Source organism: Achromobacter sp. HNDS-1, assembly GCF_040084795.1.
GTDB lineage: Bacteria > Pseudomonadota > Gammaproteobacteria > Burkholderiales > Burkholderiaceae_B > Achromobacter > Achromobacter ruhlandii.
This window is the reverse complement of the sequence record NZ_CP157584.1, coordinates 6,275,959-6,289,592: the sequence shown is the minus strand read 5'-3', so window position 1 is coordinate 6,289,592 and position 13,634 is coordinate 6,275,959. Positions and strand designations below refer to the sequence as shown.

The 13,634-nt window shown below is 69.1% G+C and carries 10 protein-coding genes; 6 read left to right on the top strand and 4 right to left on the bottom strand.

Going from position 1 to position 13,634, the window contains the following annotated elements:
* Positions 1-4 precede the first annotated feature (4 nt).
* Entirely contained in the window at positions 5-943 is a 939-nt protein-coding gene (rocF, locus tag ABFG95_RS28980) for an arginase (protein ID WP_348995246.1), read from the bottom strand.
* A gap of 153 nt (positions 944-1,096) precedes the next feature.
* Between rocF and ABFG95_RS28975 the strand changes: the two genes are divergently transcribed.
* Both ABFG95_RS28975 and ABFG95_RS28970 read left to right on the top strand, forming a co-directional pair.
* Entirely contained in the window at positions 1,097-1,918 is an 822-nt protein-coding gene (locus ABFG95_RS28975) for a MetQ/NlpA family ABC transporter substrate-binding protein (RefSeq protein ID WP_100509592.1), read from the top strand.
* 141 nt (positions 1,919-2,059) lie between these two features.
* Positions 2,060-3,031 (top strand): sensor domain-containing diguanylate cyclase, encoded by a 972-nt coding sequence (locus ABFG95_RS28970; protein ID WP_049073565.1) that lies wholly within the window; start codon positions 2,060-2,062, stop codon positions 3,029-3,031.
* Between the two features lie 7 nt (positions 3,032-3,038).
* Here the strand turns inward: ABFG95_RS28970 and ABFG95_RS28965 are convergent, their stop codons facing one another.
* A complete protein-coding gene (locus tag ABFG95_RS28965) occupies positions 3,039-4,250 on the bottom strand; it encodes an MFS transporter (protein ID WP_278990733.1) in 1,212 nt (403 codons plus the stop codon).
* Positions 4,251-4,342: 92 nt separating this feature from the next.
* On the opposite strand from ABFG95_RS28965, the gene ABFG95_RS28960 reads away from it, so the two are divergent.
* The gene (locus ABFG95_RS28960) at positions 4,343-4,798 is read left to right on the top strand and encodes an Lrp/AsnC family transcriptional regulator (RefSeq protein ID WP_049073566.1); all 456 of its coding nucleotides are present in this window, start codon (positions 4,343-4,345) and stop codon (positions 4,796-4,798) included.
* Positions 4,799-4,829: 31 nt separating this feature from the next.
* Here ABFG95_RS28960 and ABFG95_RS28955 read toward each other — a convergent pair whose 3' ends face one another.
* Positions 4,830-5,993 (bottom strand): metallophosphoesterase, encoded by a 1,164-nt coding sequence (locus ABFG95_RS28955; protein WP_175146877.1) that lies wholly within the window; start codon positions 5,991-5,993, stop codon positions 4,830-4,832.
* Between the two features lie 102 nt (positions 5,994-6,095).
* Positions 6,096-7,304: an alpha-hydroxy acid oxidase gene (locus ABFG95_RS28950; RefSeq protein WP_278990731.1), complete on the bottom strand. Its 1,209-nt coding sequence runs from the start codon at positions 7,302-7,304 to the stop codon at positions 6,096-6,098.
* Between the two features lie 442 nt (positions 7,305-7,746).
* On the opposite strand from ABFG95_RS28950, the gene ABFG95_RS28945 reads away from it, so the two are divergent.
* Genes ABFG95_RS28945 through ABFG95_RS28935 form a run of 3 tightly spaced genes read left to right on the top strand, consistent with a single transcriptional unit; the run spans position 7,747 to position 13,632 of the window.
* A complete protein-coding gene (locus ABFG95_RS28945) occupies positions 7,747-10,617 on the top strand; it encodes a type VI secretion system Vgr family protein (RefSeq protein WP_348995245.1) in 2,871 nt (956 codons plus the stop codon).
* Positions 10,610-11,476 (top strand): DUF4123 domain-containing protein, encoded by an 867-nt coding sequence (locus ABFG95_RS28940; protein WP_049073569.1) that lies wholly within the window; start codon positions 10,610-10,612, stop codon positions 11,474-11,476. The genes ABFG95_RS28945 and ABFG95_RS28940 overlap by 8 nt, the downstream gene beginning before the upstream one ends.
* Complete coding sequence (locus ABFG95_RS28935; RefSeq protein WP_175183362.1) at positions 11,473-13,632, top strand: DUF2235 domain-containing protein; 2,160 nt, start codon at positions 11,473-11,475, stop codon at positions 13,630-13,632. Before ABFG95_RS28940 ends, ABFG95_RS28935 begins: the two co-directional genes overlap by 4 nt.
* The last annotated feature ends 2 nt before the right edge of the window (positions 13,633-13,634 follow it).

Below are 13,634 nucleotides of genomic sequence, written 5' to 3'. Positions count from 1 at the left end.
CGCGTCAGGCGCCGCGCCGCACCAGTGTCGACTTGCCGAACAGGCTCTCGATCAGGTCCACCGCCAGGTCGGCGGTCTTGTTGCGCACGTCGAAAGCGGGGTTCAGTTCCACCACGTCCAGCGAGCGCATCAGGCCGGTGTCGGCGATCATCTCCATGCACAGCTGCGCTTCGCGGTAGGTCGGCCCGCCCATTACCGTGGTGCCGACGCCGGGGGCGATCTCGGGATCGAGGAAATCGACATCGAAGCTGACGTGCAGGTGAGTGTCCTCGTCCAGCCCGGCCAGCGCCGCTTCCATCGTGGCGCGCATGCCCATTTCGTCGAGGTAGCGCATGTCGAAGACTTCCAGGCCGGCCTGGTGCACCAGGCGCTTCTCGCCCTCGTCGACGCTGCGGATGCCGATCTGGCGCACCCAGGACGGATCGATGTCGGGCGTCTGGCCCGACATGCCGGTGATCTGCGCCGGGCCGTGGCCGCACAGGCAGGCCACCGGCATGCCGTGGATATTGCCGGTGGGCGTCAGGGTGTTGGTGTTGAAGTCGGTGTGCGCGTCCAGCCACAGCACGCGCAGTTTCTTGCCGACGGCGCGGCAATGGCGGGCCACCGCGCTGATCGAGCCGATGCCCAGGCAATGGTCGCCGCCCAGCAGGATGGGCAGCGTGCCTTGGGCGAGGGCCTCGTACATGGCGTCGTGCACGGCCTGGTTCCAGGCGGCCACTTCGTCCAGGTGCCGGTAACCGTCGACCGGGGGCTGCCACGGATTGGCCGGGCCGTAGAGATTGCCACGGTCGGTGACGGTGAAGCCCTGGGCTTCGATGACCGGGCCGATGCCAGCCACGCGCAGGGCCTCGGGGCCCATCGACGCGCCGCGCGCGCCCGCGCCGATGTCGGTGGGGGCGCCGATCAGGGTGACATGGGTGGGCAGGGTAACGGTGTTTTGCAAGGCGGGCTCCGTGATGCAGGGTTTCAGTGCCGGGGGCCAGTGTAGCGCCGTGGCGCCGCGCGATTGCCACGGCGGGCGCGCGGCCTTTGGCCATGGCGGCAGCCTGCTGCGGCACAATACGCGATGTCGACCGTTTTCCGAGTGGATGATTCCATGTCCTTGCTTTCCGTGTTTCCGTCCCTGGCGCGCACCTTGGCCGTCGCCGTCCTCGGCCTGGCCAGCGCCACCGCGGCGCTGGCTGCCGACAAGCCGCTGCGCATCGGCCTGATTCCGACCGTGGCCAACGCCGCCACCGAAATCGCGGTCGCCGAGGCGCGCAAGGCCGGCCTGGAGGTGCAACTGGTCGAATTCAACGACTGGGTGCTGCCCAACATCGCCGTGGCCGATGGCTCGGTTGACGCCAATTTCTTCCAGCACGAACCGTTCCTGCAACTGTTCAATGCCCGCCGCGGCGCCAACCTGACGCCCATCGCCTACGGCTATTCCACCACCATCGGCCTGTTCTCCAAGAAGCTCAAGAAGGGCCAGCCGCTGCCCGAAGGGGCCACCGTGGCGGTGCCCAACGATCCGGTCAATACCGGCCGCGCCTTGCTGCTGCTGGAATCCATCGGCCTGATCAAGCTCAAGCCCGGCGTGGCGCACCAGGCCACGCTCGAGGACGTGACCGACAATCCCAAGCGCCTGAAATTCGTGCAGATCGAAGGCTCGCAGTCGGCGCGGGTGTTCGACGACGTGACGGCCTCGGTCACCTACACCACCTTCGCCAAGCAGGCCGGCCTGGACGAAAAGGACGGCCTGGCATTCGACAACACCGATCCGGCCAACGTGCGCCGCTACGCCATTCGCTGGGTCACCCGGCCCGATCATGCGCAGGACCCGCGGCTGCTGAAGTTCATCTCCATCTATCAGCAGTCGCCCGAGGTCAAGGCCAAGCTGCGCAGCCTGTACGGCGACCTGATCACGTTCCCCTGGTAGCGACCCTGCCCGCGCGTAGGCGGGCGCGACTTGACGCTTCTTGGCAATTGCCGGGCGGGCTTGAACGTATACTGGCCGCGCCTTTCACGCCCCGGCCCGCAGCGGCGGCCCGGGCCGCGCCGCCTTTTCGCCTGCGACCCCATGCGACTCGTCTCTTCGAATGACGCTTTGATTGCCTCGCAGCAGCGAGGCGCCAGCCACGAACCCGCCGGCGTGCCGGATCCGCGCGATGCCGAGCTCGCGCACCTGCGCCAAATGGTCGCGCAGTATCAGGCGTTGTTCCAGAATGCGCCCGTGCTGATCAACGCCTTTGACGAACAAGGCAAGTGCCTGCTCTGGAACGAGGCCTGCGAGCGCCGCTTCGGCTGGACCCGCGACGAGATCAATCGCCACGCGGAGCCGCTGGCCCTGTTCTATCCCGACCCCGAGGTCCGCGCCCGCGTCATCGACAGCGTGGGCCGCGCGCCGCACCCGTCGTTCCGCGAATGGCAGCCGCTCGCGCGCGACGGCGAGCGCCTTTCCGTCATGTGGTCCAACGTGCGCCTGCCGGACGGCAGTGTGATCAACATCGGCATGGACATGACCGAAAACCGCCGCAACGAGGCCGCCCTCGCTCGCATGGCCAAGGTCGACGGCCTGACCGGCTGCTGGACCCGGGCCGAGATCCTGCAGCGCATGAAAGGCCTGCTGGAATCGGCCAAGCGCGGCGCCTGTCACACGGCGTTGATGCTCGACCTGGACCATTTCAAGCAAGTCAATGACCGCTATGGACATCTGGGCGGCGACGCCGCGTTGCGCCATTTCTGCGACCAGCTGCGCGCGTGCCTGCGCGAGCAAGATGCAGTGGGCCGTCTGGGCGGCGAGGAATTCGTGGTGTTGCTGGCCGACGCCGACAAGGACGTGGCCCTGGCGATCTGCGACCGGTTGCGCGGCGGTCTGCGCCAGCATCCCGCGCAGATCGACGGCCACGCGCTGGTATTGTCGGCCAGTGGCGGCATCACGCGTTTCCTGGAGACCGACGCCAGCATGTCGGATGTGCTGCGGCGCGCCGACCAGGCGCTGTATCAGGCCAAGCGCGCCGGGCGCGATTGCGCGGTGGTGCTGCCGGGCTGAGGCGGCCTCAGGCGGCGGCGCGGCGCTTGCCGGCGCGGCGGCCGTTCAGGCGCCAATGCAGCGTCAGCGCGGCCAGCGCCACGGCGGCGGCCGCGGCCAGGCCCAGGACCTCGAAGCCCGCGTGGGTGTACAGCGTGCCGGCCACCGCGGTGCCGAGGCTGGCGCCCAGATAGGTGGTGCAGGTATTGAGCCCCAGCACCGCGCCGCGCTCGTCGGGGCGGGCCCGCGACAGCAGCAACACCAGCAGGTTCAGGCTCAATTGCGAGGCGGCACCCCACAGCACGGCAATCGCCAGCACCGCCGCCAGCGCATGCGCGGCCGGCAGCAGCGCCAGGTAGACCGCGGTGATTGTCGCCAGCGCCAACGGCAGTGCGCGGCGCGGACCGAGGCGCTCGATCAGGGGCGCGCCGGCCAGGCCGGCCAGCAGGAAGCCGGCGCCGTAGGCGAAGGCGATGAAGCCCACCTGGCCCGCCGTCAGGCCGAGCAGCGTGCGCACATGGTCGGCCAGGAAGGCATAGACGCCGTAGAAGGCGCTCGAAAACGCCAGGCAGCCCAGCAGCAGCACCGGTACGTCGCGGTACGACAGCGGCGCCAGCAGGCGCGACAGTCGCGGCGGCGCGGCATGGGTGTTGCGGCGTTCGGGCAGCGTGCGCAGGCCGGCCAGGGCCACTGAGGCGCACAGCGCCAGCACGCCGTAGGTGGCGCGCCAGCCGATGGCGTCGGAAATCAGCGCCGACAGCGGCACGCCGGCCACCAGCGACACCGACCAGCCCGAGATGACGCGGCCCAGGGACCGGGTTTCCTGGCCGGCGGCCGCCGCCAGCGTGGCCGAGCCATAGGCGGCCGGCAGGATCACGCCGGCGGCGGCGCCGGCCAGGGCCTGGGCCACCGTCAGCACGATCCAGTGCGGCGCGCTGGCCGACAGCAGCAGGGCGGCGATCAGCACCGTCATCGCGGTCAGCAGCGCGCGGCGAATGCCCCAGCGGTCGATGCGGGCCGCCAGCAGAAAGGCGCTGGCCGCGGTGGCGGCGCCATAGGCGGAGATCGCGGTGCTGACGGTCAGGGGCGTGCTGGCGAACGAGCGCGCCACGTCGGACAGGATGGGGCTGAGGGCCAGGCCGTTGGAGCCGACGACGCTGACGGCGAACATCAGGGCCGGGATGGCGGCCGGCAGGGGGGAATTGCGCGATGTGTCTTGCGCGGTGTCGCGGTTCTGCATGGCGGGCATTTTATTGGAATAAAATAAGGGTTAATACCGATATTCCCTTATCCCGTAAAAGTTCGAATGCCGTTAGGCAGAACCTGATTCCGATGCCAGATCTCGACGACCGTGACCGAAAACTATTAACGCTGCTGGCCGAGGACGCCTCGCCGAGCTATGCCGATCTGGGCAAGTTGCTGAACCTGTCGGCGCCCGCCGTGCATGAACGGGTCAAGCGCCTCAAGCGCGATGGCCTGATCAAAGGCATCGCCGCCAAGCTCGATGGCGCCCGCATCGGCCGTCCGCTGCTGGCGTTCGTGCATGTCGATACCAACAACTGGAGCATCACCCAGCAGGTGTTGGGGCTGGCCGAACTGACCGAGGTGGAGGAGATCCACACCATCACGGGCAAGAGCGCGATGCTGCTCAAGGTGCGTGTCCGCGATACCCAGGCGCTGGAGGCATTGCTGGCGCGCATCCACCAGATCGAAGGCATCACCAACACCACCAGCGATATCGCGTTGACCAGCTACCTGGAGCGCGGCCCGTTGCCGGAAGCGGCCTGAACGGCGCCGCCAGCCATGGCGCGTCGGGCGGTCAGCGCGCCGGGCGCAGCCGCAGGCGGGTGATTTCCGACGGCGCGCCCAGCCGCTTGGGCGGGCCCCAATAGCCGGTGCCACGGCTGATGTAGATCCACATGTCGCCCAGCCGGTGCAGGCCGGCAGTGTAGGGTTGCTGGAAGCGCACGAAAAACCCCCAGGGAAAGAACTGGCCGCCGTGCGTATGGCCGGACAGCTGCAGGGTGTAACCCAGCGGCGCGGCGGCGGCCGCGCTGCGCGGCTGGTGCGCCAGCAGGATCCGCGCGACCGCGTCGGGCGGCGCGCCCGCCAGCGCTGCGGCCGGGTTGCTGCGCTGGCGCGGATCGAAGGCGCCGGCGCTGTAGTCGGTGACGCCGGCCACCACCAGCGGCAGGCCGGCCGGATGGACGACCGCGTGCTCGTTCATCAGCACCCGCAGGCCCATGCGGCGGAATTCCGCCACCCAGGGCGCCGCGCCCGAATAGTATTCATGGTTGCCCGTCACCAGGTACACGCCGAAGGGCGCGCGCAGGGTGCCCAGCGGGCTGGCCTGGGCCGCCAGTTGCTCGACGCTGCCATCGACCACGTCGCCGGTGATGGCGATCATGTCCGGCGCCAGTTCGTTGACCGCGTCGACGATGGCCTGCACGTAGCGCCGCTTGATGGTGGGGCCGACATGGATGTCGCTGATCTGCGCGATGGTGAAACCGTCGAGATCGGCCGGCAGGCCGCGCACGGGCACGTCCACCGTGACCACGCGGGCGCGCCGGCGGGCGTTGTGGAAACCCACCAGCGTGGCCGCCAGCGCCAACCCGGCCACCGCCAGCGCGGTGGCGCGCCGCAGCGCGAGCCAGGGCGGCGCCAGGCCCGTGGCCAGGTCGACCAGCCACGCAACCAGCAGCAGCACGTCGCGCAGCACCGTCAGCACGAACAGTGACGAGAACAGGCCCATCGCGATCAGGCCGACCCAGGCGATGCGGTCGCCCCAGGGCGGATGCACGGACGAGCGCGCCAGCATGCCCAGCGGAATCAGGATGCAAGACAGGATCAGTAGCAGGATGGCGCCGGCGCTGCCCGGATCGGAGAGTCCGGCGTCGGGGATCAGGCGGGCGCCGACGTAGACGTGGGCCAGCGCGCCCAGGGTCAGGAAACGCAGGAAGAACGAGGATTGGCGCAGGGACACGGGCGGTGGGGCGGGGGCCGGCGAGAGCGGAGGAACCGCCATTCTATGCCCTGCCGGATCGTATCCGGCCGTCATGGGCGGGGCGGATCGACGCGCGCGATCTCAGGCCGGCGCCAGCAGGTCGGCGTCCAACTGGTCCAGGCGGTTGATGCCCAGCATGGCCATGTTGCGGTCGACCTCGGCCCGCAGCAGGCCGATGGCGTGCGCCACCCCGGCCTGGCCGCCGACGGCGGCGGCGTAGTTGAAGGGCCGGCCCACGAACACGAAGCGCGCGCCCAGCGCCAGCGCCTTGAGCACGTCGCCGCCGCGGCGCACGCCGCTGTCCATCATCACCGGCATGGCGCCGGCCGCGGCGACCACGCCCGGCAGGGCGCGCAGCGGCGAAATGGCGCCGTCCAGTTGGCGACCGCCATGGTTCGACACGATGATGCCGTCGGCGCCGTGCTCGCGCGCCAGCCGCGCGTCCCGGGGATGCAGGATGCCCTTGATGATGAGCGTGCCCGGCCACTGGCGGCGGATGCGCGCCACGTGCTCCCAGTTCAGGTGGTCGCGCGCGCTGAAGTCGCGCAGCACCGACGCCGACACGATCGGCGCGCCGCGCGTGGCGAACGAGTTTTCGAAGTGCGGCATGCCGTGGGCCAGCAGCGTGCGCAGGAACGTGCCAGCCAGCCAGCGTGGCCGCGTCAGGCCGTCCCATGCCAGCCGCAGGCTGGGCTTGAGCGGCGTCGAGAAACCGGTTCGCACATTGTTTTCGCGGTTGGCGGACACCGGGATGTCCACCGTCAGCACCAGGGTTTCGTAGCCGGCGCGCGCGGCGCGCGCCACCAGCGCGTCGATGCGCGCCGGGTCGCCGGGCAGATAGGCCTGGAACCACGTGCCCGGCGCTTCCTTGATGACGTCTTCGAGCGCGATCAGCGCGGTGCCGCTGAGGATGGCGGGAACGCCCTGTTCGCGCGCGGCCCGCGCCAGCACGATGTCGCCGCGATAGGCGGACAGGGCGCTGATGCCCATGGGGGCGATGCCGAACGGCGATTCGTAACGCCGGCCGAACAGTTCCACATGCTGGCTGCGGCGCGACACGTCGACCAGCACGCGCGGCTGGAAGACGTAGCGGCCGAAGGCGTCGCGATTGGCGCGCAGCGACTGGTTGTCTTCGGCGGCGCCCGCCACGTAGCCGAAGATCGGCCGCGGCAGTCGGCGGCGGGCAGCGGCTTCGAAGTCGTCCAGCGACAGCATGCGCGCCAGGGCGTGGGATGGGCGGGTGGGCGTGCGGGCGGCGGCGTTGGCGGTAGGCAGGGCGGTCGTGGACATGGGCGGGCGCGAAAAAAAATTCCAATCTACGCACCTCGCTTCATCGCGAAAAGCGAATAAATAGGAAAACCCTTGTTCGCTTTATGGAAATGAGTCGCGGCGCTTGGGGGTGGCCGCCGCGCCCCTCGCGCAACACAGGCAACCGGTCTGCCTCCTGGCGTTGTCCTTATCCGAATCTGATGAATTGTGATGAATCGCATCATCGGCGCGCTTTCTCATGCTTTTGGTGCAATCCGTAGCCGCAATGGCCGTGGCAACCGCGTGTCGTTCTGCCGGGATACCGCTAGCCGAGTGCGCCAATGTTTAGTTGCATATTACGGCTGGCTGAATTTCCGACCGGGGGGGGCGGCGTGTTATTTGTCGGTGGCTTCGCTGTACGACTGTGCATTGGAGACCCCATGACTGTGCCGTCATCAACCCCGTTTCAGCGTTCCCGGCAGCCATGAGCGCCGGCCTGTTCAATTCCGACACCCGGCTCTACCGGCTGCAAGGCGAGGGCGCATTGGCGTCGCTGCACGTGGAAGGCTGGATCGCGCGCGAGGCGCTGTCCGGCGTGGGCCAGTTGCGCGTGGTGGCGCTATCGGACGATGCCGGCCTGGCGTTGCAGGACATGATCTCGTGCCCGGTGACGCTGTGGACCACGCGCGCCGACGGCAGCCAGGCCGGGCGCAGCGGCGTGATCCGCGAGGCCGAGCTGCTGTCGGGCGACGCGGGCCTGGCGCGCTACCGCCTGACGGTGGTGCCGTGGCTGTGGCTGGCCACGCAGCGGCGCGCCAGCCGCGTGTTCGAGGGCAAGCCGGTGCTGGACATCGTGCGCCAGGTGCTGGACGGCTACGAAGGCTTTGTCTACCGCGTTGCCGCCGACGTCGAGCCGGCGCTGGCCGGTTTGGCGCCGCGCCCCTACACCACCCAGTATCGCGAGACCGACTACGACTTCGTGGCGCGCCTGCTGGCCGAGGCCGGGCTGGGCTGGACGGTGCTGGAAGACGAGAGCGTGCCGGCGCGCCACGTGGTGCAGCTGTTCGCCGACAGCCGCAACCTGGCCGAGGACGCCGAGTCGGCCGGCGGCGGCATCCGCTTCCAGCGCGCGGCGGCCACCGAATCGCGCGACACCGTGCAGCGGCTGGCGCGCCAGCGCCGCCGGGTGCCCGACAGCATTACGCTGCTGGGCTGGCACGACAGCGGCAAGCGGGCGGTGGCGGCGCAGGCGCTGGTGAACCCGGCCAGCGGCCAGGACGAAGCGGCGGCGCTGGACTGGTACGAGGTGGCCGGGCATGGCGGCTTTGCCGACCCGGCCCAGGCGCGTCGCCAGGCCGAGCTGGCGACCGAAGCGCTGCGGGCGCGCGCCGAGACCTTCGCCGGCCTGGGGGTGGTGCGCACCTTCCGCTCGGGCACGCGCTTCACCTTGCAGGACCTGTCGGCGCTGGGGCCGGCGGACGAGGCCGGCTTCGAACCGGAGTTCGCGCTGGACCGGGTCGAACACGTCGGCATCAACAACCTGCCGCCGCAGACGCGGGCCGCGCTGGCCCAGCGGCTGGGCGGCCTGGACGCGCACCTGGCCTTGGATATCGATGCCTTGCCCGCGCCGGGGGCCCGGCCGGACGAGGCGGCCAGCCTGACCGCCGATGCCGCCGTGCTGGCCAAGGCGCGCGAGGTCGGCTACGCCAACCGCTTCGAGGCGGTGCGCTGCGACCGCCCCTGGCGGCCGCGCTTGCCCGAGGCGCGCGGCGCGCGCCTGAGCGGAGCGCCGTCGGTGCACGGCGTGCACACGGCGGTGGTGACCGACGCCGAGGGCAGCACCCAGCCCAGGGAGCAGGACGAGATCCTGCGCAACAAGCGCGGCGACGTGCGCATCCGGTTTCACTGGCAGGCGGGCGGCGAGGGCCTGGCGGCCAGCCGCTGGGCGCGGGTGGCGCAGCGCCAGTCGGGCGCGGGCATGGGCATCAGCTTCGTGCCGCGCATCGGCCAGGAGGTGCTGGTGCGCTTTGTGGACGACGACATCGACCAACCCATCGTGGTGGGCGCGCTGTACAACGGCCGTGGCGAGGGCGGCACGCCGGCCACGCCGGGCGGGCGCGCGGGCGCCAAGGCCGACACGCAGGTCTATGCGGCGGCGCGCGACCACGCGCCCAGCGCCCAGGCCAACCTGGCCGCGGGCAACGCGCCGGCCTGGCACGGCGCGGCGGCGGGCGAGGAGAACCACCGCAACGCGGCCGCCCTGAGCGGCTTCAAGAGCAAGGAGTTTGGCGGCGCGGGCTACAACCAGATCGTGTTCGACGACACCGACAGCCAGTTGCGCCTGCAGATCAAGAGCAGCGCGCAGGCCAGCGAGCTGAACCTGGGCCACCTGATCCACCAGGCGGGCAACTACCGGGGCGGCCTGCGCGGCGTGGGCGCCGAGCTGCGCACCGACGGTTATGGCGCGGTGCGGGGCGGCGCGGGCGTGCTGCTGAGCACCTACACGGCCGCCGGCGCCCACGCCGGCGCCATCGGCGATGCGGCCGCGGTGCAGGCGCTGGCGGGCCAGACCGACCAGATGGCGCGTTCGCTGGACGGGGTGGCGGGCGCGCACCAGGGCCTGCGGCTGGCGACGGTGCAGGGCACCCGGGGCCCGCAGTCCAGCGTGCTCGATGGCGAGAAGGCGCCGCTGGCGGCCATGCACCGCGCGGTCTCGGGCACGGTGGCCGGCGACAGCGTGGAAGGCGCGCGCGGCGATGCCTCGGCCAAGCATACCGACGCGGCGCCAGGCAAGGTGCCACACGCCACCGATCCGGTGGTGCTGATGGCCGCGCGCGCCGGGCTGGCGCAGGTGGCCGGCCAGCACCTGCAGTACACCGCCGGCGAGGCGCTGCACTGGTCGGCGGGCAAGGACCAGAACCTGGCGGTGATGGGCGCGCTGCGCCTGCATGCGGGGCAGGGCCTGGGCATCGTGGCGGGCTTGCAGCAGGGCGGAGCGCAGTCGGGGCTGGATCTGATCTCGGCCAAGGGCAATGTCGACGTGCAGGCGCAGCACGACATCCTGCGGGTGCAGGCGCAGCAGGACATCACCATCGGCAGCGCCCAGACGGCGGTGGAATACGCCGCGCCCAAGCGCATCCGCATCGCCACGGCGGCCGGCGCCAGCATCGTGCTCGAAGGCGGCAACATCACCGTCACCGCGCCGGGCCGCATCGACGTCAAGACCGGCAACAAGCAGTTCGCCGGGCCGGACCAGTTGCCTTATCCTTTCCCGCAGTTTCCGCAGAGCGTCTGCGTCAGTTGCGCGGTGGAAGCGGCCGCGGGCGGTTCCGCCATGACGGTGAAGAATGCTTGAGGATCGCGATACCTGGATCGATCCGGCCGCGCCCGAGGTGGCGCACGCCCTGTACGACGCGGCCTGGAACCACCCGGACGGGCCGCAGCGATATGTCTTGCTCGACGCGGTCTTCTCCGCGCGCCTGCCCGAACGGCTGGCGCGCTGGCTGGATGCGGATGACTACCGCTCGCTTTACGCCGGCCGCTACCAGGGCGAAGGCCTGGACCAGGTGGCGCCGTACCTGTTGCGGCTGCCCTGGGTGCCGGCGTTGCGCGCGCCGTTGTGCGACAAACTCTTGCAGCTGACGCGGGGCAAGCCGATGCTGAGCCTGCTGACCACGTCGGCGTCGTTCGACCAATTGGCGGATCACCTGGGTCGGCGGATCGAGGCGGTGAACGCCGAGGGCAAGGCATATCTGCTGCGTCTGGCCGACACACGCTCCTTCGCCGCACTCCTGGAAGTATTCGCCCCGGCGCAGCGCCACCGCTTGCTGGCGGGCATCGAACGCTGGTCATACGTGGATCGCTCGGGCGCCTGGCGGGGGGTCGACGGTGATCAACGCTTCGATCCGGAGGCCGGCGCCGAGCCTTATGTGATCGCCGCGGACCAGCAGCGCCATCTGCAATGGCTGGCGCTGCCGGACGCCATCTTGCGCTTTGTGCAACTGCGCGCGCCGTTGTTCGGCGCGTTGACCTGCCCGCCATCGGCGGCGTACCAATGCATCCTGGAGGGCGTGCGGCGCCTGGCGCGCCGCGGGCTGGACAACGAAGCGCTGGCGTACCGCCATGGTTTCGCCCGGTTGCGGCGCCACGGCATGCTGGCGCCGGTCAGCACGCTACCGGCGCTTGCCGATTCCAGTACGGAGCTGTCCTCATGACCTTCAAATTCCGCTTCGCCGGTCCTTGTCGTCCGATTCCCTCGGAGCTGGATTTCCGCGAACAACGCAAGGCCTGCCAGCGCATGGGTGAAAAGGCTGGCACCGATTGTTCGATCGAATTGTTTTTCGGCTTCTTCTTCGATGGCACGCGCAACAACATGTATATGTCGGAGAAGGCCGGCAATCACACGCAGACCAATGTGGCGCGCCTGTATTCCGTGTTCGACGACACGATCGATCCCAGCTACAGCGCGCGGCAACACCGTTTCCGTACTTATGTCGAAGGGGTGGGCACGCCTTGCGTCGAAAAGGTGGGCGACCCGGGCACGGGGGCCCATGCGCAGGCCGGCGCCGCCGCCGGCTGGGGAGGGGAAGCGCGCATCAACTGGGCCTTGCTGGAGTTCCAGAATAATCTCTATAGCCATTTCGTACCCAATAGGACGTTGACCGACGCGCTGGGCCAGCGCGCGACGACGCTGGTGCGGGAAATGAGCGCGGACATATCGTTGTCAGGCCTGCAGATCGAAGAGCTGGCGAAGGCGGCCAAGATCCCGCTGGCCGCGTATACCGGAATGAAGCCAGGCGATACGGCCGATGTGCTGGCCCGGCGCACGCAAGGTTTCGTGGATACCCTTTTGCGGGTGCGCAAGGTCAACAACACCGAACCGAAGGACGTGGCCCGCTACACGGTGCTGTCAAGGCGCAACCGGGATCTGCGGATGCTGCTGGCCGGCTACCTGGACACCAATCCGAAGATCGAGCGCATTCGCGTCTCCATCTTCGGTTTCTCGCGAGGCGCGGCCGAGGCGCGGGTGTTCGCCAACTGGCTCAAGGACGCCTGCGATCCGCCGGAGGGCATATCGTTCTATTCCCCCCGCGGCGATGGCGTGCTGCGCCTGGCGGGCATCAAGGTGGACCTTGATTTCATGGGAATTTTCGACACGGTCGCGTCCGCCGGCATCGCGCAGAGCGTGAGCGAGCAGGTGTGGGACGGACACGGCGCCTGGGCGCGCAAGAAGGACATGGAGATCCCCAACGCAGTATCGCGCTGCGTCCATATGGTCGGCGCGCACGAGGTGCGCGGGTCCTTTCCGCTGGATCTGATCGATGGGGCGAACTACGAGGAAATCGTCTACCCGGGCGTGCACTCGGACGTCGGCGGCGGCTACAAGCCGGGGGAGCAAGGACGCGGCACCAAGGACAGCGACAAGCTGTCTCAGATTCCATTGTGCGATATGTATCGAGAGGCGGTGCAGGCGGGTGTTCCGTTGCGGCTGCACCTTGCCCCCGCCGAATTCCAAAGCCAATTCCAGGTGTCGGCCGAACTGCGGGCGGCTTTTAATGCCTACGTGGAGGCAACCCGCGAAATTTCACTGAAGCAGACATCTTCCACGCGCATCCTGTACAACCACTATGTGCAGTATTTGCGTTGGCGGCGTCTGCGCGCCGAGCGCGGTCCCGAGTGGATCGGCGCCACGCCCAGCGCGCTGCGGGCCAGGGCAAACTACCCGCAGGACTACGAAGACCTGGTAAGGGCCAATGATGAACTCCTGCTGGAAGTTCGCAAGCTGACCATGGACAATGCCTTGGAGCGCGCCACGACGCCGATGACCATGTCCGCTCCGGGTGGCGAAGGGGCCCGCATTTATGACGGCATCATGATGATGCTGCGGGGGAACAAGGAGAAGATGTGGCTCGAGCAGCTTCGCACGGTCTGGAACCTGCCGGGCAGGCCCGCCGCCGCGGTAATCGATTTGCTGGATAACTTCGTGCATGATTCTCGCGCCTGGTTCAAGCCACTGGGCAAGGACGATGATGTCTGGATCGCGATTCAACAGGACCGTATCAAGCAGCTGGAAAAGCGCGAGAAAGAGGCGGAAGAATATGTCGCCATCGGCCGGCCGGACCTGGCCCTGATCGCGCGGCCCAACAAACAGGAACAGGCCGAATTGGCGCGCTACCGTGCCAATGCGAATGATCTGGTGCTGCAATCGGACGGGCGGGAGTTCTATTGGCAGTGGGGCTATCTGCGTTGGCGGTCGGTCTACGCCAATCCCCAGGTGCGGGCACAACGCGAAGCGCAGAAGGAACGCGAGGAAACGCAGCGGGCCTTGCAGAACATGCCAATGAATTTCAACGCCTTGCCCCGGTTTTAGCC

Excerpts from the sequence above, each read along its gene's own strand:
- ABFG95_RS28960 (WP_049073566.1), top strand. The coding sequence starts at position 4,343 with ATGCCAGATCTCGACGACCGTGACCGAAAACTATTAACGCTGCTGGCC.
- ABFG95_RS28970 (WP_049073565.1), top strand. The coding sequence starts at position 2,060 with ATGCGACTCGTCTCTTCGAATGACGCTTTGATTGCCTCGCAGCAGCGA.
- ABFG95_RS28975 (WP_100509592.1), top strand. The coding sequence starts at position 1,097 with ATGTCCTTGCTTTCCGTGTTTCCGTCCCTGGCGCGCACCTTGGCCGTC.
- ABFG95_RS28940 (WP_049073569.1), top strand. The coding sequence starts at position 10,610 with ATGCTTGAGGATCGCGATACCTGGATCGATCCGGCCGCGCCCGAGGTG.
- ABFG95_RS28950 (WP_278990731.1), bottom strand. The coding sequence starts at position 7,304 with ATGTCCACGACCGCCCTGCCTACCGCCAACGCCGCCGCCCGCACGCCC.
- ABFG95_RS28965 (WP_278990733.1), bottom strand. The coding sequence starts at position 4,250 with ATGCAGAACCGCGACACCGCGCAAGACACATCGCGCAATTCCCCCCTG.
- ABFG95_RS28935 (WP_175183362.1), top strand. The coding sequence starts at position 11,473 with ATGACCTTCAAATTCCGCTTCGCCGGTCCTTGTCGTCCGATTCCCTCG.
- ABFG95_RS28945 (WP_348995245.1), top strand. The coding sequence starts at position 7,747 with ATGAGCGCCGGCCTGTTCAATTCCGACACCCGGCTCTACCGGCTGCAA.